At 71.7% G+C, this 16,717-nt stretch carries 13 protein-coding genes; 6 read left to right on the forward strand and 7 right to left on the reverse strand.

Annotation, left to right across the window (positions count from 1 at the left end; translation table 11 throughout):
- Positions 1 to 78: 78 nt before the first annotated feature.
- Complete coding sequence (locus AB0I67_RS27210; RefSeq protein ID WP_357928631.1) at positions 79 to 1,707, forward strand: TlrC/CarA/OleB/SrmB family ABC-F type ribosomal protection protein; 1,629 nt, start codon at positions 79 to 81, stop codon at positions 1,705 to 1,707.
- A gap of 21 nt (positions 1,708 to 1,728) precedes the next feature.
- Here AB0I67_RS27210 and AB0I67_RS27215 read toward each other — a convergent pair whose 3' ends face one another.
- From AB0I67_RS27215 to AB0I67_RS27225, 3 genes are read right to left on the reverse strand one after another with little or no spacing between them, the layout of a single operon-like run.
- The gene (locus AB0I67_RS27215; RefSeq protein WP_357928633.1) at positions 1,729 to 6,546 is read right to left on the reverse strand and encodes a DNA repair ATPase; all 4,818 of its coding nucleotides are present in this window, start codon (positions 6,544 to 6,546) and stop codon (positions 1,729 to 1,731) included.
- 48 nt (positions 6,547 to 6,594) lie between these two features.
- Positions 6,595 to 8,778 (reverse strand): flotillin family protein, encoded by a 2,184-nt coding sequence (locus tag AB0I67_RS27220; protein ID WP_357928635.1) that lies wholly within the window; start codon positions 8,776 to 8,778, stop codon positions 6,595 to 6,597.
- Positions 8,778 to 9,332: a hypothetical protein gene (locus tag AB0I67_RS27225; RefSeq protein ID WP_357928638.1), complete on the reverse strand. Its 555-nt coding sequence runs from the start codon at positions 9,330 to 9,332 to the stop codon at positions 8,778 to 8,780. Before AB0I67_RS27225 ends, AB0I67_RS27220 begins: the two co-directional genes overlap by 1 nt.
- Positions 9,333 to 9,472: 140 nt before the next feature.
- Between AB0I67_RS27225 and AB0I67_RS27230 the strand changes: the two genes are divergently transcribed.
- Both AB0I67_RS27230 and AB0I67_RS27235 read left to right on the forward strand, forming a co-directional pair.
- Positions 9,473 to 10,366, forward strand: coding sequence for an NADP-dependent oxidoreductase (locus AB0I67_RS27230; protein WP_357928641.1), 894 nt, complete (start codon positions 9,473 to 9,475; stop codon positions 10,364 to 10,366).
- 94 nt (positions 10,367 to 10,460) lie between these two features.
- Positions 10,461 to 10,889, forward strand: a complete 429-nt coding sequence (locus AB0I67_RS27235; RefSeq protein ID WP_357928644.1) for a rhodanese-like domain-containing protein — start codon at positions 10,461 to 10,463, stop codon at positions 10,887 to 10,889.
- Positions 10,890 to 10,961: 72 nt separating this feature from the next.
- On the opposite strand, the gene AB0I67_RS27240 is transcribed toward AB0I67_RS27235, so the two are convergent.
- On the reverse strand, positions 10,962 to 11,489 hold the full coding sequence (locus AB0I67_RS27240) for a CGNR zinc finger domain-containing protein (protein WP_357928647.1): 528 nt from the start codon (positions 11,487 to 11,489) through the stop codon (positions 10,962 to 10,964).
- A gap of 80 nt (positions 11,490 to 11,569) precedes the next feature.
- Between AB0I67_RS27240 and AB0I67_RS27245 the strand changes: the two genes are divergently transcribed.
- Together AB0I67_RS27245 and AB0I67_RS27250 are read left to right on the forward strand one after the other, a co-directional pair.
- On the forward strand, positions 11,570 to 12,424 hold the full coding sequence (locus AB0I67_RS27245; protein ID WP_357928650.1) for an alpha/beta hydrolase: 855 nt from the start codon (positions 11,570 to 11,572) through the stop codon (positions 12,422 to 12,424).
- Entirely contained in the window at positions 12,421 to 12,936 is a 516-nt protein-coding gene (locus AB0I67_RS27250; protein WP_357928653.1) for an HPP family protein, read from the forward strand. The genes AB0I67_RS27245 and AB0I67_RS27250 overlap by 4 nt, the downstream gene beginning before the upstream one ends.
- A gap of 17 nt (positions 12,937 to 12,953) precedes the next feature.
- On the opposite strand, the gene AB0I67_RS27255 is transcribed toward AB0I67_RS27250, so the two are convergent.
- Genes AB0I67_RS27255 through AB0I67_RS27265 form a run of 3 tightly spaced genes read right to left on the reverse strand, consistent with a single transcriptional unit; the run spans position 12,954 to position 15,263 of the window.
- A complete protein-coding gene (locus tag AB0I67_RS27255; protein WP_357928655.1) occupies positions 12,954 to 13,862 on the reverse strand; it encodes an aminoglycoside phosphotransferase family protein in 909 nt (302 codons plus the stop codon).
- Positions 13,862 to 14,740, reverse strand: coding sequence for a 1,4-dihydroxy-2-naphthoyl-CoA synthase (locus AB0I67_RS27260; RefSeq protein WP_357928658.1), 879 nt, complete (start codon positions 14,738 to 14,740; stop codon positions 13,862 to 13,864). The genes AB0I67_RS27255 and AB0I67_RS27260 overlap by 1 nt, the downstream gene beginning before the upstream one ends.
- A 10-nt stretch (positions 14,741 to 14,750) precedes the next feature.
- Positions 14,751 to 15,263, reverse strand: a complete 513-nt coding sequence (locus AB0I67_RS27265; protein ID WP_357928661.1) for a PadR family transcriptional regulator — start codon at positions 15,261 to 15,263, stop codon at positions 14,751 to 14,753.
- A 117-nt stretch (positions 15,264 to 15,380) separates the two neighbouring features.
- Here AB0I67_RS27265 and AB0I67_RS27270 point away from each other — a divergent pair, with 117 nt between their 5' ends.
- The gene (locus AB0I67_RS27270) at positions 15,381 to 16,652 is read left to right on the forward strand and encodes a carotenoid oxygenase family protein (protein WP_357928664.1); all 1,272 of its coding nucleotides are present in this window, start codon (positions 15,381 to 15,383) and stop codon (positions 16,650 to 16,652) included.
- The last annotated feature ends 65 nt before the right edge of the window (positions 16,653 to 16,717 follow it).

The following is a 16,717-nucleotide window of genomic DNA, read 5'->3' on the forward strand; positions in this document are numbered from 1 at the left end:
ATCGCCGTACGGCGTCGAGCCCCGCTCCGCCGTACCACGCCGCCCTCAGCCATGCCGAGACAACAGGAGCACGCTTACATGCGTACCGCGCAACTCACCCTTGACTCCGTCACCAAGCGTTTCGACGACCGGGTCGTCCTCGACCAGGTCTCCCTCACCGTCAAGCCCGGCGAGAAGGTCGGGATCATCGGCGACAACGGCTCCGGCAAGAGCACCCTGCTCAAGCTGGTCGCCGGCGTCGTCGCGCCGGACAACGGCGAGCTCACCGTGAGCGCGCCCGGCGGGATCGGCTACCTCGCCCAGACCCTCGACCTGCCCGCCGAGGCCAGCGTCCAGGACGCCGTGGACCTGGCGCTGGCCGACCTGCGGGAGCTGGAAGCCCAGCTCCGCGCGGCCGAGACCGACCTCACCGACCTCGACACCTACGGCGAGCTGCTCGCCCGCTACGAAGCCCGTGGCGGGTACGAGGCCGACCTGCGGCTCGACATCGCCCTCGACGGGCTGGGCCTGCCCGGCCTCGACCGGTCGCGGGCGCTCGGCACCCTGTCCGGCGGCGAACGGGCGCGGCTCGCGCTCGCCGCGGTGCTGGCGTCGTCGCCCGAGCTGCTGCTGCTCGACGAGCCGACCAACGACCTGGACGACCAGGCCGTCACCTGGCTGGAGAACCACCTGCGCGGGCATCGCGGCACGGTCGTCGCGATCACCCACGACCGAGTGTTCCTGGAGCGGATCACCGCCACGATCCTGGAGGTCGAGGGCGGGCAGGTGCGGCGGTTCGGCAACGGCTACGAGGGCTACCTCGCGGCCAAGGCGGCCGAGCGGCAGGCGATGATCCGGGCCTACCAGGACTGGCTGCTGGAGATCGACCGGCACAGCTCGCTGGTCACCGCCAACGCCGGGCGGCTGGCCGCCATCCCGCGCAAGGTCACCCAGGCCGGGATGGGCACCGGCGCGTGGCGGGCCCGCTCGCGCAGCCACGGGGCGATGAGCCGGATCCGGCAGTCGCACCAGCGGCTGACCGCGCTGCAGGACAACCCGGTCGCGCCGCCTCCCGAGCGGCTCCGCTTCACCGCGGCCATCGGCCACCCGCACGAGAACCCGGGCGGGCACCAGCCGGCCCGGGCGGTGGCCGAGCTGGTCGACGTGCGGGTGGGCTCGCGGTTGCGCCTGCCGTACCTCACCGTGGGGCAGGGCGAGCGGCTGCTGGTCACCGGGCCGAACGGCGCTGGCAAGTCCACCCTGATGCGGGTGCTGGCCGGCGAGCTGACGCCGGGCGGCGGCACGGTCGCGGTGCGGGGGAAGGTGGGCTACCTCCGCCAGGAGGAGACGCCGTGGAACCCGGCCCTGCCGGTGCTGCGGGCCTTCGCCCAGGGCCGGCCGGGCGACCCGGCGGAGCACGCCGAGTTGCTGCTCTCGCTGGGCCTGTTCCACCCCGGCGACCTGCGACTGCGGGTCGGGGAGCTGTCGTACGGCCAGCGGCGGCGGATCGAACTGGCGCGGCTGGTGACCGAGCCGGTGGACCTGCTGCTGCTGGACGAGCCGACCAACCACCTCTCGCCCGCCCTGGTGGAGGAGCTGGAGGAGGCGCTGGAGAGCTACACCGGCGCGCTGGTCGTGGTCACCCACGACCGGCGCATGCGGGCCGGCTTCTCCGGGCGGCACCTGGAGCTGGACGCGGGCCACGTGGCCCACCTCCAGGCCGCCTGACCGGCGGGGCCGCGCAAGAGGTCACTCGCCGCGGATGGCGGAGCCCACCTCGCTCACCCGGTCGGCGAGCAGGCCGATCGCGCCGACGGCGCGGGTCATCGGATCGTCCTCGGACCCTCCGAGGGCCCGCGCCCGCAGGTACGCCTGCTTGATCGCCGCCCACCGGGCCGCCTGCTCGGGCGTGAGCGTGCCGCGCAGTTCGGCCAGCTTGAGCAGGTTGGCTTCGGCGTCGCTGGTGAGCGTCTGCGCCTCGCCGACGTAGTGGTCGTCGATGACCGACTCCAGCTCGGCGTCGTTCATCGCCGGCACGATGCGCTCGGCCAGCTTGTTCATGTTGCGGTAGGAGCCCTGCAGCTTGAAGGGCGGCTCGGTGCGGGAGTCGTCGGACTGCGCGGCCGAGGCGATGTAGGCCTGGTTGTTGGCCAGCACCACCTGCTGCACCCGCACCAGCTTGCGCAGCACGCTGAGCACCTGGTCGAGCTCGACCTTGGAGTAGGGGTGGGTGAGCTGGTCGGGCCGCACCGCCGAGTCGCCGCGGGCCAGCCGGACCAGCAGCTCGACGTCGGCTCGGTCGCGGGTGGACAGCGGCGCGAGCACCGGGTTGGAGGTGAGCGCGTTGTCGATGTAGCTCAGCGCGAACAGGTCGTCCCGGCCGCTGAGCACGTCGCCGAGGTTCCAGACGTCGGCCCGGTTGGAGAGCATGTCGGGGATGCGGAAGCGCTGGCCCGACTCGGTGTAGGGGTTGCCGGCCATGCAGACCGCGAAGCGCTTGCCGCGCAGGTCGTAGGTGCGGGTGCGGCCGTTCCAGACGCCCTCGATACGGCGCTGGGCGTCGCAGAGCGAGATGAACTTCTGCAGCAGCTCGGGCGAGGTGTGCTGGATGTCGTCCAGGTAGAGCAGCGTGTTGTTGCCCGACTCCAGGGCGAAGGAGATCTTCTCCACCTCCTGGCGGGCGGTGGCGTTGGGCGCCTCCTCCGGGTCCAGCGAGGTGACCTCGTGGCCCAGCGCCGGGCCGTTGACCTTGACGAAGAGCAGGCCCAGGCGGCTGGCGACGTACTCCATCAGCGTCGTCTTGCCGTAGCCGGGCGGGGAGATGAGCAACAGCAGGCCCATCTGGTCGGTGCGCTTGCCGGACCCGGCCGCGCCGAGCTGCTTCGCCAGGTTGTCGCCGATCAGCGGCAGGTAGACCTCGTCCAGCAGCCGGTTGCGCACGAAGGCGCTCATCACCTTGGGCTTGTACTCCTCCAGCCGCAGCCGGGACTTCTCGGCCTGCACCAGCTCGTTGCGGCGCTTCTGGTAGGCGCGGTAGGCCGGGACGCGCTCCTCGCGGAAGGCCTTGGCGCGCGGCAGCAGCTCGTCGAGGCGCAGCTCCAGCTTGCGCTCGCTGATCCGCGGGTGCGTCCCGAGCAGGCCCTCGACCGTCGCGGTCAGCGTGGCGCTGGAGTCGTACCTGGGCAGCTCGGCCAGCAGCAGCGCCACCGCCTCGGGCAGCTCGGCCGAGTCGTCGAAGGCCGCCAGCCACGCCTGGGCCAGTTGCACCCGGTACGGCAGGCCGAGCTGTTCGAGGTCGTGGTCGAACTCCTTGGCCCGCGCCGGGCCGAGCGCCTGGCGGAAGCGGTCGAGCAGAGCGCGGGCCGCGGCGCTGGTGACGAAGCCGGGCGGGGTGGCGGCGAGCTCCTCGACGAGGTACTCGCCGGCCAGGCCGGCCATCCCGGGGGAGTGGTCGGGGGAGAGCGTGGTGAGGAAGGCCGTGACCGCGGTGGCGAGTTCGTCGGTGAACTGGTCGAGCGCGGGCGAGGCGCCGAACGCCTCACGGGCTCTGACCAGCGACGACGCCCGGATGGTCAATGTTTTACGTGAAACCTCGTCCACGCCGTGGGCCCAGTAGAGCTGTGCCGCCGCCCGGGCCGCGGGCGGGTAGCGCAGCAGCCCGGCTCCGGCGGACAGGCGGACCAGCGCGTCGAGGATGAGGGTGGCGTCGTGGTCGTGCACGCCGCGCTCGTAGCCCTCGTCGTAGCGTTGCTCGGCGGCTTGCCGTACCAGCGAGGAAAGATCGGCGCCGGGCTGCGCGGCAGGCAGCAGCGAGGCGGCCAGGTGCTCGGCCCGGTAGACGTCGGGCGTCTCGGACACGACGAGCTGGTCCCAGAAGGGCCGCGTCTCGGCGAAGGCGGGCGGCGCGGGGGAGCGGTAGTCGGTGCCGGTGATGGAGAAGTGCATCTCCCCGTCGTGCGGCACGAGGGTGAGGTCGATCGGCTGGGTGTTGACCGCGAAGGCGTGCCGGCCGAGCCGCAGGGTCTCGCCGCCGTCGGTGAACAGGTCGAGCCGGTCGCGCAGCGAGCGTCCGGCCTCCTGCTGGGCGGCCTTGACCCGGCCCTCCAGCTCCTCGGCCCGTACGGCGTCGCCCAGCGTGCGCAGCTCGGCGGCGACCGAGGCGAGCTTGGTGACCATCGGGTCGGTGGCGAAGTAGGTGTTGACCTCGTCCAGCGAGGCGAGGGTGGCCACGCGGCGCGACACGCTGGACAGAATGCGCTCGGCGGAGGTGAACAGCCGGTCGGCGCGGCGGGTGCGGTCGTCCAGCAGTGACTGCTTGCGCGCGGAGAAGGCCTCGTAGACGTCGTCGCGCTTGTCGGCGAGCTGGGTGGCGAAGTCGTCGAGCTCGCCGAAGCGGGATTCGAGGTTCTCGACCTGGAGCATCAGCTTGCCGAGCTGCTCGTCGCAGCGCTCGGGGGTGTCGGCCATGGCCAGCGCGCCGGTGACGGCCTGGCCGAACAGCGCGAACTCGGCGGCGAAGGCGGCCCGGCCCTCGGTGGTCATGAGCTCGCGGCGGCGGCCTTCGAGCAGGGCGCGGGCGCGGTTGACGCCGGCGACGACCTCGCCGATGCGCGACAGGATCGCGGTGCGGACGGTGGCGTCGGCGATGTCGAGGGAGCCGACCACCTCGGTGACCACTTCGAGTCCCTCGGCCTGGGCGGCGAGCTTCTCGGTGACCGGGGCGGCCCCGGCGACGGTGGTGATCGCGGCGGCGTCGGCGGCGAGCTGGTCGACGGCGGCGTGGTAGCCGGTGAAGGCCTCCTCGCCCTGGAGGAAGGCGACCGCGCGCTCGCCCACGGAGGTGAGCTCGGCGGCCAGGTCGGCGACGAGCCGGTCGAGCTGGGCGGTGTCGAGGTAGCGCACCTCGCGCAGGCCGACCAGCCGGCCCTGCGCCCGGCGCAACGTCGCCAGCGAGGCGACCCAGGCGTCGGCGGTGGCCGGGATGTCGGCGCGGGCCTGCCGGATCAGCGTGGTCGTCTCGGCGGTGGCCTCGGCCAGCCGCGTCGCGGCCTGGGCGGTGAGCTGCTCGACCTTCTCGTACTCGTCGAGCACCTGCTCGGCGGTGGCCCGCACGTCGGCCAGCGGGGTGCGCAGGCCCTGCTCGCCGAGCCAGTGGTAGGCGTCGAAGGCGCGCGTGCAGGACGCGATGAGCGCCTCGAACATCGCCAGCGAGGGCGCCATCTCGTCGGCCATCCGCGCGACCGACAGGCAGTCGGAGATGCCGCGCACCAGCTCGGCGTTGCCGATGCGCTCCAGCGGGCCGGTGCCGGCGGGCTGGGCGGCGGCGTAGGTGTCGGAGACGTACGGCGTCTGCCAGACCTGCATGGGATGCACGCGGGTGGGCTCGTCGGAGGTCGCGCGGAAGATGACCATCGTGCCGTCGTCGAAGATCGAGTAGCCGTGGCACGGGATCGGGTTGGCGACCTCCTTCCTGATCACGTTGTACGGCAGGAGCAGCGAGCGGCCGTCGCCGCGCGCGTGGAAGACGTAGAGCACGTCCTCCCCGTTCGGCGAGCGGATGGCGCGCTCGAACTCCAGGTCGGTGACGTCGGTGTCGAAGGTCTTGCTGATCCCGGTGGCCAGGTAGTACCCGCCCGGGAAGATCAGCCCCTGGTCCTCGGGCAGCCGCTGGCAGGCCTGGCCGAGCCCGTCGAGCCGGACCACGGTCCTGGTGCGGGTGTTGAAGACCAGGTGCCGCCAGGCCGTCTCCTTGTACGGCTTGACCCGCAGCAGGATCAGCGGCCCGACGCGGGCGTGCTCGACGTCGGCGTCGGCCAGCGACTGCAGCTTCTCCTCGACCGGCTCGGTGTAGATGCCCTCGCCGGACTCGGTGTTGTTCTCGATCTTGATGGTCAGGTCGCCGCCGACCGTCTCGACGAAGACCTCGTTGCCGATGGAGATGTGCGGGTGGCGGCCCAGGATGTGGTCGTCGCGGGTGGTGGGGATCCACTCGAAGTCGTGCGAGGGCGGGAAGACGTGATCGCGCTCGCCCCGGTTGTCCAGGTACCTGGGCGTTCCGGCGGTGTCGACGGACCACCGCAGCACCCTGGTGTCGCTGGGCCCGGTCTGGAAGACCGCCAGCAGCTTGCCCTCGACCCGCCGCAGTTGCAGCAGGCGGGTCTCCTTGTAGTAGCGGTACAGCTCGGCGAAGTCCTTGCGGAAGCCCGGCTCGGCCAGCGTGGCGAGCTCCGCCGGGTCGAAACGGAAGGCCGCGCCGTCGCGGGTGAAGCGGTGCACGGAGAAGACGTCGTCGACCGCGGTCTCCGACTTCAGGCCGATGAACACGTTGTAGCCGAAGAGCATCACGTCACCGAGCGAGACGATGTCCCTCGGGACGCAGTTGTTCTCCGTGCGCAGCCGCTCGGTGCCCACCAGGGTGAGCTCCGAGCCGCCGAAGACGCCCAGCCGCTGGGCGTTGAGCTCCTCGGCGGCCTCGGCGAGCTGCTTCGACTGCGCCAGCAGGCGGTTGCGCAGCACCTCGTAGGTGCCGGCTTCCAGCCCGGTCGTCTCCGTGGAGACCGTGGTCATCGATCAGTCCTCCGTGCCTAGCTCCGTGCTTGCCAGTGCTCGCCGAGATCAGGCCCGCGCGGCGGCGAGGGCCGCCATGGGGGAGTCGGCCACGCCGAGCCGCCTGGCCGTGTCGAGCAGCTCGCTGAGCTTGGAGCTGTCCGGCCCGCCGTCCTGGATGAGCTTGAGCAGCAGCGCGGAGAGCGTGAGGTTCTTCAGGTCCTCGCTGGACACCCCGCCGATGATCCGGCTGAGGTCGTCGGGCAGGCTCGCCGACCCGTTGAGGTACGGCTGGGCCAGCGTCGAGGCGATGTCGGAGTGCTCGACGAAGCCGTCCACGACCTTGCCCGCGGTGATCGAGCCGACCACCCGGTCGAAGAACATGGTGTCGCCGCCGACGATGTCGATGTTGGCCTTCGACAGCCCGGCGGAGATGACCGCCGCCTGCGACTCGGCGATCTGCCGGTTGACGTCGATCTGCTTGAGCCGCACGTCGCGGTCGGCTTCCAGGCGGAGCCTGAACTCCTCGTGGGTGCGGGAGGCCTCGTCGAGGGCGGCCAGGGCCGCGGCCTTCTCGGTGAGACCTTCGGCCTCGGCCTTGAGCTTCTCGCCCACCGCCGACGCCTCCGCCAGGGCCATCGCGGTGGCGCCTTCCGCCTGCGCCTTGAGCTTGGCCGCGGTGCCCTCGGCCTCGGCCCTGAGCTTGGCGGCCTCGGCGCCGGCCAGCGCGGTCTCGCCGTCGGCCTGGGCCTTCAGCCGCTCGCCCTCGACCAGAGCCATGGCGCGGGCGCCCTCCGCCTCGGCGCGCAGCTTCTCGCTGAGCACCGCGGCCTCGGCGCGGCCCACCTTCTCGGTCGCCTCGGCGTCGCGCTCACGCACCTGGACCCTCGCCAGGCCCTCGGCCGCCGCCGACGCCTGCACGCCTTCGGCGAGCCGGATCTTGGCCCGCGCCTCCAGGTCGGCGGCCTGCTGCCGGGCCTCGGCCAGGACGAGTTCCTCGCGCGCCTTGAACTTCGAGGCGGCCTCGGCGGCCTCGGCCGCCTTGATGTCCTTGACCAGGTTCTCCTGGGCCTCGGCCTCGGCGGCGATGATCGTGGTCTGGCGCAGCCGCTCGGCCTCCTCGATGGCGCGCAGCTTCTTGATGCCCTCTTCCTGCTCCGCGACGGTCTTCTCGACCACGATGCGCTCGCGGACCACCTCGGCGATGGAGCGCTTCTCGGTCTCCAGCTCCTTGTCCTTGGAGATGCGCGACAGCTCGGTCTCGCGCTCGCGGGAGATCACTTCGAGCATGCGGTCCTTCTCGATCCGCTCGCTCTCGATGGCGATGACGCGTTCCTTGTTCTTGGCGGCGACGGCCACCTCGCGCTCGCGGTTCTCGTGCTGGATGCCGAGCTGCTCGTCGGTCTTGATGTTCGCGGCGGTGGCGCGCAGCCGCTCCTCGGCCTGGACGCGGGCGATCTCGGCTTCCTCGCGGGCCTTGAGCGTCTCGATCTCGCGCTTCTGCTTCATCTCGGCGTCGGCCTGGCGGCGCTTGAGCTCCAGGATGGCCTCGGCGGCCTCGACGTTCTGCCGGGTGATCTCCTTCTCCTCGGCGCGCTGGAACTCGTTGGTGCGCACGTGCTCCAGGGCGGTGAGCTCGGTGATCTTCCGGATGCCCTGCGCGTCGAGGATGTTGCTCTTGTCGAGCGAGAGCAGCGCGGTCTGCTCCAGGTAGTCGATCGCCGCGTCCTCCAGGCTGTAGCCGTTGAGGTCGGTGCCGATCAGCCGGACGATCTCGTCGCGGAACTCGTCGCGCTTGGTGTAGAGGTCGACGAAGTCGAGGTGCTTGCCGGCCGTCTTCAGCGCCTCGGAGAACTTGGCGTTGAACAGCTCCTGCAGGGTCGTCTCGTCGCTGGCCCGCTCGGTGCCGATCGCCTGGGCGACCTTGATGACGTCCTCGGCTGTCTTGTTGACGCGGACGAAGAAGGTGATCCGGATGTCGGCCCGGATGTTGTCGCGGCAGATCAGGCCCTCACGGCCGGTCCGGGCGATCTCGATGGTCTTCACCGAGATGTCCATGGTCTCGGCCTTGTGCACGACCGGCCAGACCACCGCGCCGGTGAAGGTCACGTCGACCCGGTTGACCTTCGAGATGATCAGCGCCTTGCCCTGTTCGACCTTGCGGAACAGCCGGCTCACGATGACGAGGAGGCCGATGACGACCAGGAGGATGACGGCGAGCACGATGCCCAGGCCGCTGGTGAGGATGTCCATCAAAGTTGCCTTTCGAAGGGCATGACGTAGAAGAACTCGCCGTTCGCGTCGTACTCGAAGATCAGGGCGGTCTCGCCCCGCCCCAGGACGTCGGAACCGGTGGTGCGGACCTGGATGATCGCCGTGGACCCGTCCGTCGCGGTGACCTCGGCCTGGCCGAAGGCGCCCGTGACCTCGCCGGTGCGGATGACGCACGACTGCCCGACGAAGTCGGCGCGCGAGGGCTGCTTGCCGTCTGGGAAGAGCTTGCGCAGCGGGATGACCAGGAGCCGGGTGATGTACCAGGCCCCGGTCAGCGCGACGGCCAGCACCGCCACCCGCAGCAGGGTGTGCGAGACCAGCAGCCCTCCGGCCAGGGAGAGGAACCAGGCGATCGGGATCAGCAGCGACAGCGTGACGCCCGCCGGCACGCCGCCGAGCCCCAGCCAGGGCAGCTCGTCGTCGAGCTCGGCCAGGCCGGTCAGCACGATCAGCCAGTAGGCCACCACGACCAGCAGCAGAAAGGTGAACACCACAGCCGGAAAGTCGAGTGCGGCGTCGATGAAGTCGCTCATCGGCTCCCCGTTTGTCCCCGTAAAAGCGGAAGGCCGACTATATCCCCGGTAACCATCGCTTTTCAGTATTCGAGGCGGTATTGCAGTCGACTTGCGACCTAGTTGACCTCAACCTTGGTTGAGGTAGCACGCTGGTCGCCATGAGAGCTGCCGCGTTCGAGGTTCCGGGATCCCCGGAAGTGCTGAAGGTCATGGAAGTGCCCACCCCGCAGGCGGGGCCCGGGCAGGTCAGGGTGCGGGTGAAGGCGGCCGGCGTCCAGCCGTACGACGCCGCGGTGCGGGCCGGCTGGGTGCCGGCGGGCGTGACGGACGTGCTGCCGCGGATCCCGGGCAACGAGTTCGCCGGGGTGGTGGATCAGTCGGACTCGCTGCCGGTGGGCACCGAGGTGCTGGGCTTCACCCAGCTCGGCGCCTACGCCGAGTACGTGGTGGTGCCGGCCGACCAGGTGACGCCCAAGCCGGCCGGGCTGGCCTGGGAGACGGCCGGCGGGCTGACCGCCGGGGTGCAGACCGCGGAGATCGCGATCGACAACCTGGCGGTGGGGCCGCAGGACACGCTGCTGATCCACGGCGCCTCGGGGTCGGTCGGCACCGCGGCGGTGCAGATCGCGCGGATGCGGGGCGCCCGGGTGATCGGCACCGGGCGACCGGAGAACCACGAGCACCTGCGGGCGCTGGGCGCGATCCCGGTGGCCTACGGCGAGGGTTTGCGGGAGCGGCTGGCCGGGCTCGGGCCGGTCACCGTGGTGCTCGACGCGGCCGGGGGCGAGGCGCTGGACCTGTCGCTGGAGCTGGTCGGCGAGCGCAAGCGCATCCTCACCCTGGTCGAGCACGGGCGGGCCGCCGAGCTCGGGGTGCGGGTGACCGAGGGCGTGCGGACGGCCGAGCGGCTGGGGCGGTACGCGGCGCTGGTGGCCGAGGGGCGCTTCGCCTTCCCGGTCCGGCGGGCCTACCCGCTGGAGCGGGCGGCCGACGCGCACCGGGAGATCGAGACCGGGCACGGGCGGGGCAAGGTCGTGGTGGTCGTGGCGTGATCTGAGCGGTCAGCGGCGTTCCCGCCACTGCCGGGCGGGCGGGCGTGCCTGGAGGATGGGGGCTACGCCGTACCTGACCTGGAAGGACTCGCTCATGAGCACCGACGCCATCGCGTACTACACCACCCGCCTCGCCTACGAGACCGACGTCTCCGACGTCGCCGGCGAACTGGCCGCCGGCACGGAGGGGCTGGTCGTGGTGGACACCAGGAACCTGGAGAGCTGGGAGCAGGGCTTCATCCCGGGCGCGCTGCACCTGCCCACCAGGGAGATCGCGGCCCGCGCCGAGGCGGAGATCCCGCGCTCGGCGCGGGTGGTCACCTACTGCTGGGGGCCGGGCTGCAACGGGGCGACGAAGGCCGCGCTGGAGTTCGCCAAGCTCGGCTACCAGGTGAAGGAGATGCTCGGCGGGTTCGAGTACTGGGCCCGGGAGGGCTTCGAGGTGCAGACCGCCGACGGCGTGAGCCGGCCGCCGATCGACCCGCTGACCGCTCCCAAGTCGGGCATCGCCTGTGCGTGCTGAATAGGCGCAGGTGAAAGCCTGCCGGAAGCTGGCGCCCCCGACCGGACACACCTGTCGGGGGCGATCGTTTTCTTACCCCGTCTGACCTCGGTCAACCAGATTCCGTGATCGCTGGTTGAAACGACCCACCTTGGCGCGGTTCCCGCAGCCCTCCATGGAGCACCAGCGCCTGCTCCCGTTCTTGCTGACGTCCAGGAACCACAGCACGCACTCCGGGTTCGCGCACTTGCGCACCCGCTCGGGCCGCTCGCCGAGCAGCCGGACGAAGGCCGCCGCGCTCACCCAGGCCGCGTGCCACGCCGGGTCGGCCACGATCACCTCCTCGTACGGCACGCCGTCCCGCAACCGGGGCCGCACCGAGCCGCGGTCGAGCACCGCGTCGAGCTCCCGCTGATCGCCGGCCAGCGCGGCCCGCATGGCCGCCCGCGTGGCGCGCAACGGCTCGCGAACGGCCTCCGCGTCGCCGGGCAGGCCGAAGGCGGCCAGCCACTCGGCCACCCGGGCGACGTCGTCGAACCAGTCCACCGGCTCCCCGTGCTCGACCCAGTCGGTGTCGACCAGGTCCAGCGGGAGCGGCTCACCGAGCAAGGGTCTCTTCATGTAACCACTATATCTCCGTTGACTGGTTAATGCTGGGAGTGCTAGCTTAACCGGCGTAACAACTTTTGGAGGTTAATCCCATGAAGCATCAGACCCTTGACGTCGACGGCTTGGAGATCTTCTACCGCGAGGCCGGCGACCCGTCCGCGCCCACGTTGCTCCTGCTGCACGGCTTCCCGACCTCGTCGGTCGCCTACCGCACGCTGATGGAGGAGCTGGCCGGGGAGTTCCACCTGATCGCTCCCGACTACCCCGGCTTCGGGCTGAGCTCCGCGCCCCCGGTCGAGGAGTGGGACTACACCTTCGACCACCTCGCCGACGTGGTGGACGCGCTGCTCGACCGGCTGGGCGTCGAGAGGTTCGCGCTGTACGTGCACGACTACGGCGCGCCGGTGGGCTTTCGCCTCGCCCTGCGCCACCCGGAGCGGGTCACCGGGATCATCACCCAGAACGGCAACGCCTACGACGAGGGCCTCACCCCGTTCTGGGCGCCGATCAAGGAGTACTGGGCCGAGCCGACCCCCGAGAACGGCGACGCGCTGCGCGGCCTGTTCACCCGGGAGGCCACGCACTGGCAGTACACCCACGGCGTGCCGGACGTCGCGCACGTCGACCCCGCGCTGGAGCTGCACGACCAGGCGTTGCTGGACCGGCCGGGCAACCAGGAGGTGCAGCTCGCGCTCTTCCTGGACTACGGCACCAACCCGCCGCAGTACCCGGCCTGGCAGGAGTACCTGCGCACCCACCAGCTGCCGGTGCTGGCGGCCTGGGGCGAGGGGGACGAGATCTTCGGGCCCGACGGCGCTCGGGCCTTCGCCCGTGACGCCAAGGACGCCGAGATCCACCTGCTGGACGCGGGGCACTTTCCGCTGACCACGCGGCTGGCGGAGAGCGCGGACCTCATCCGCGCCTTCCTGCGCCGCCTGCCCCGATGACCGGCCCGATGACCGGCCCCCAGCCGGTGCCGGCCGTCACGACCGGTCCCCAGCCGGTGGCCGCCGCGCCCCGGACCGGCCGGGCCGCGCTGCTGATCACCGGCGTGGCGCTGGCGCAGTTGCTGCTGCTGGCCGCCATCACCGCGACCACCGGCCTGCACCTGTTCGCCCTGCCGTTCGCGGCCAGCGCGGCGATCGTCGCGCTGGCTCCGGCCGCCCCCTTCGCCCAGCCCAAGGGCATCCTGGTCGGTCACCTCACCGCGACCGTCCTGGCCCTGGCCGTCACCGCGGCGGCCGGCCCGTCGGTCTGGGCGGCAGCGGTCGCGGCGGGGCTGTCCCTGGCTCCGATGGTGTTGCTCAAGGCCCCGCACCCGCCCGCGGTGGCGACCGCGGCGCTGGTCGGCCTGACCGCTCCGGAGCCGCTCTTCCTGCTCAACCCGGTGCTGGCCGGCAGCCTGGTGGTGATCGCCGCGGGGTGGGTGCTGACCAAGGCCACCGGTCAGTGGCGCTGAGGCCGGGACCGGCGCGCTCAGCCGCGCCGGTACAGCGCCTCGGCCAGGGCGAACTCGTCCTGGTTGAGCTCGCTCTCGCCGTCCTCGATGTCCCACAGGGTGTTCTGGAGCACCCGCCCCAGCGTCCAGCCGACCGCCCGCGCCCGGTCGAGGCCGAGCATCTCCACCAGGAGGTCGAAGCGCTTGACCGAGTCGGCCACCCCGTCCCAGCGGTTGCCCAGCGCGGGCAGCAGGTCGAAGCCCGGGTCGCCGGCCAGCGGCTTGGGGTCGATCGCCAACCACGGCTCGCGCTCGGCAGCCAGGACGTTGTCGAAGTGCAGGTCCCAGTGGAGCAGCCGGTCGCCGGGCTCGGCGACGAGCTCGCGCACCGGCCCGGCCACCAGGTCGAGCCAGGGCCGGTCGGCGGGCGAGATCCGCTCCATCGCCCACGGGACCTGCTCCAGCATCGCGCCGGCGATGTCGCGCAGGTGCCGCAGCCCGGCCGGCGCCGGGTGCGCGGTCAGCCGGGCCAGCAGGCCGCCCAGCAGCTCGGTGGCCGTCATGACGTCGGGGTGGGTCTCCAGCGTCGGGCCGGTCAGCCGCTCCAGCAGCAGCACGTTGCCCAGCCCGGACGGCCCGGCGGCGGGCAGCGTCTCCTCCGCCAGCAGCCGCACGATGCCGTCGCCGTCCCAGGCGCGCAGCCCCGGCCCCTCGGTGAGGTTCTCGTCCGTGCCCGGGGACAGTTTCAGTACGGCAGGCGTCCCGTCGGCCCGCAACACCGGCACGACCAGGGACACCACGCCGTGCATGGCGGCGCCGTCGACGCGCAGGTCCCAGCGGGTGACGAAGTCGCCGACCAGCCCGGGCAGCGCCGCCGTCCACTCCGGACCCGACTCGTGGGCGTACTTCGCGTGATGGGCGGCCAGCTCGGCCGGGACGTCGATCATCAGAAGTGCCAGGGGTAGGGCGACCAGTCGGGTTCGCGCTTCTGCAGGAAGGAGTCGCGCCCCTCGGCCGCCTCCTCGGTCATGTACGCCAGCCGGGTGGCCTCACCGGCGAAGAGCTGCTGGCCGACCAGGCCGTCGTCGACCGCGTTGAAGGCGTACTTCAGCATCCGCTGGGCCATCGGCGACTTGCCGTTCACCTTGCGCGCCCACTCCAGCGCGACCCGCTCCAGGTCGGCGTGCGGGACGACCGCGTTGACCATGCCCATGCGGTGCGCGTCCTCGGCCGAGTAGGTGTCGCCCAGGAAGAAGATCTCCCGGGCGAACTTCTGCCCGACCTGGCGGGCCAGGTAGGCCGAGCCGTACCCGCCGTCGAAGGAGGCGACGTCGGCGTCGGTCTGCTTGAAGCGGGCGTGCTCCTGCGAGGCGAGGGTGAGGTCGGAGACGACGTGCAGCGAGTGGCCGCCGCCGGCCGCCCAGCCGGGCACGACGCAGATGACGACCTTGGGCATGAACCGGATCAGCCGCTGCACCTCCAGGATGTGCAGCCGCCCGGTCGCCGGGGTGCCGTCGGCGTACTGGTAGCCGTCCTTGCCGCGGATGCGCTGGTCGCCGCCGGAGCAGAAGGCCCAGCCGCCGTCCTTGGGCGAGGGGCCGTTGCCGGTGAGCAGCACGCAGCCGACGTCGGGCTGCTGGCGCGCGTGGTCGAAGGCGCGGTAGAGCTCGTCGACGGTCTGGGGCCGGAAGGCGTTGCGCACCTCAGGCCGGTTGAAGGCGATGCGCACCGTCCCCTGGTCCACCGCGCGGTGGTAGGTGATGTCGGCGAAGTCGAAACCCTCGACTTCCTTCCACGCCGCGGCGTCGAACAGCTCGGAGACCATGGCGGAAAGCCTAACTGATCTGCTGTTCGGCCCAGCGGGCCCACTCGGCCTCGGCCTGGTGCAGCCGCAGGCCGTACTCGAAGGCGAGCCGACCGTGGTGGCGCAGGTCGTCGTCGCCGCCCTCCACCACACCGCGGATGGACTCCAGCTCGGCCAGCGCCCGCTCGGCCTGCTCGCCCTGGCGGCGCAGGTAGGCGCGGGCCTGGTCGGGGTCGACCTGCGACAGGAAGAACACCCGCAGCAGCATGTCGCTGCGCCGCACGCGGGCCGGCGGCACGTCGATCAGCCAGCGGCGCAGCTCGTCGCGGCCCTCCGCGGTGATCGCGTACTCCTTGCGCCCGCGCGGGCCCTCGGCGACGACCTCGATCATCCCGTCGGCGGTGAGCTTGCCGAGCTCGCCGTAGAGCTGGCTCTGCGTGGCCGGCCAGACGTTGGCGAGGGACAGGTCGAACGCCCGCATCAGGTCGTAGCCGCTCGCCGAGGAGTGGGCGAGCAGGCCGAGCACGCCGTGCCGAAGACTCATCTTCCTATATTGACATATCGCGACGTGACGTTCTACTTTCGACATGTCAGGCATGGAACGTGGTGAGCTCCTGCACCAGAGGCGCCGCCGATGATCGAAGATCGTGAAAGGCGTGTCATGAAGACCTACCTGGAGGGGCACCTCGCCCCCGTCCCCGACGAGATCGACGCCACCGGCCTGGCCGTCGAAGGCGTCCTGCCCGCGGAGCTCAACGGGCGCTACTTCCGCAACGGGCCCAACCCGCGGCCCGGCGAGGACCCCGGGCACTGGTTCGCCGGGCACGGCATGCTCCACGGCGTGCGGCTGCGCGACGGCCGCGCCGAGTGGTACCGCAACCGCTGGGTGCGCACCTCGCTGTTCACCGACGGGGCCTCCTTCGTCGGCGACAACGGCTTCGACCGGGCCGCGGTCCAGGCCAACACGCACGTCGTGCGGCACGCGGACAAGATCCTCGCGCTCGTCGAGGTCGGCCTGCCGTACGAGGTGGACGGGGAGCTCAACACCATCGGGCCGTGCGACTTCGGCGGGCGGCTGACGACCAGCGGGATGACCGCGCACCCCAAGGAGCTCGACGGGGAGCTGCACTTCTTCGGGTACGGCTTCGCCCCGCCGTACCTGACCTACCACCGGCTGGACGCCAAGGGCGAGCTGGTGGAGAGCCGGGTGGTGGACGTGCCGGGGCCGACGATGATGCACGACTTCGCGGTCACCGAGCACTACGTGGTCTGGCTCGACCTGCCGGTGGTGTTCGACCTCGACCGGCTCGGCGGCGGCATGCCGTACGGGTGGGACGACGGCTACGGCGCGCGGCTGGGCGTGATGGACCGCGCGGGCAAGGTGACATGGTTCGAGATCGACCCGTGCTACGTCTTCCACGTCGGCAACGCCCGCGAGGACGCCGCCGGCCGGGTGGTGCTCGACGGCGTGCGCTACACCCGCGAGGCGTTCACCAGCGTCTGGGACGAGATCGGCGGCGAGCAGGACCCGGCGGCACACGCGGCCGGCGCGACGCTGCACCGCTGGACCCTCGACCCGGCCACCGGCCGGGCCGCCGAGGCGCAGCTCGACGACCGGCAGGTGGAGTTCCCGACCTTCAACGACGAGCGGCTCGGCCGGGCCAGCCGCTACCTCTACACGGTGACCGACGCGGAGATCGTCAAGTACGACACCGAGAGCGGCACGAGCCAGGTGCGGGCGATCGACGGACGGCCGGGGGAGGCCGTGTTCGTGCCCGCGCAGGCGGCGCGCACGGAGGACGACGGGTGGCTGATGTCGATCGTGCACGACCGGCTGCTCGTGCTGGACGCCGCCGGGCTGGAGACGGTGGCGACGGTCCGGCTGCCGCGCCGGGTGCCGGCCGGGTTCCACGGCTCCTGGATCGCCGACTGACCCACACCCCGCTGGGCGGAGGACCAGCGAGCATTCGATGACAGCGGCAATGACCGCGCCAATGA

This window comes from Nonomuraea sp. NPDC050310, assembly GCF_040655795.1.
Classification (GTDB): domain Bacteria; phylum Actinomycetota; class Actinomycetes; order Streptosporangiales; family Streptosporangiaceae; genus Nonomuraea.

Bases quoted from the DNA above. Each gene is read 5' to 3' on its own strand.
- AB0I67_RS27210 (WP_357928631.1), top strand. From the start codon at position 79: ATGCGTACCGCGCAACTCACCCTTGACTCCGTCACCAAGCGTTTCGAC.
- AB0I67_RS27215 (WP_357928633.1), bottom strand. From the start codon at position 6,546: ATGACCACGGTCTCCACGGAGACGACCGGGCTGGAAGCCGGCACCTAC.
- AB0I67_RS27220 (WP_357928635.1), bottom strand. From the start codon at position 8,778: ATGGACATCCTCACCAGCGGCCTGGGCATCGTGCTCGCCGTCATCCTC.
- AB0I67_RS27225 (WP_357928638.1), bottom strand. From the start codon at position 9,332: ATGAGCGACTTCATCGACGCCGCACTCGACTTTCCGGCTGTGGTGTTC.
- AB0I67_RS27230 (WP_357928641.1), top strand. From the start codon at position 9,473: ATGAGAGCTGCCGCGTTCGAGGTTCCGGGATCCCCGGAAGTGCTGAAG.
- AB0I67_RS27235 (WP_357928644.1), top strand. From the start codon at position 10,461: ATGAGCACCGACGCCATCGCGTACTACACCACCCGCCTCGCCTACGAG.
- AB0I67_RS27240 (WP_357928647.1), bottom strand. From the start codon at position 11,489: ATGAAGAGACCCTTGCTCGGTGAGCCGCTCCCGCTGGACCTGGTCGAC.
- AB0I67_RS27245 (WP_357928650.1), top strand. From the start codon at position 11,570: ATGAAGCATCAGACCCTTGACGTCGACGGCTTGGAGATCTTCTACCGC.
- AB0I67_RS27250 (WP_357928653.1), top strand. From the start codon at position 12,421: ATGACCGGCCCGATGACCGGCCCCCAGCCGGTGCCGGCCGTCACGACC.
- AB0I67_RS27255 (WP_357928655.1), bottom strand. From the start codon at position 13,862: ATGATCGACGTCCCGGCCGAGCTGGCCGCCCATCACGCGAAGTACGCC.
- AB0I67_RS27260 (WP_357928658.1), bottom strand. From the start codon at position 14,740: ATGGTCTCCGAGCTGTTCGACGCCGCGGCGTGGAAGGAAGTCGAGGGT.
- AB0I67_RS27265 (WP_357928661.1), bottom strand. From the start codon at position 15,263: ATGAGTCTTCGGCACGGCGTGCTCGGCCTGCTCGCCCACTCCTCGGCG.
- AB0I67_RS27270 (WP_357928664.1), top strand. From the start codon at position 15,381: ATGAAGACCTACCTGGAGGGGCACCTCGCCCCCGTCCCCGACGAGATC.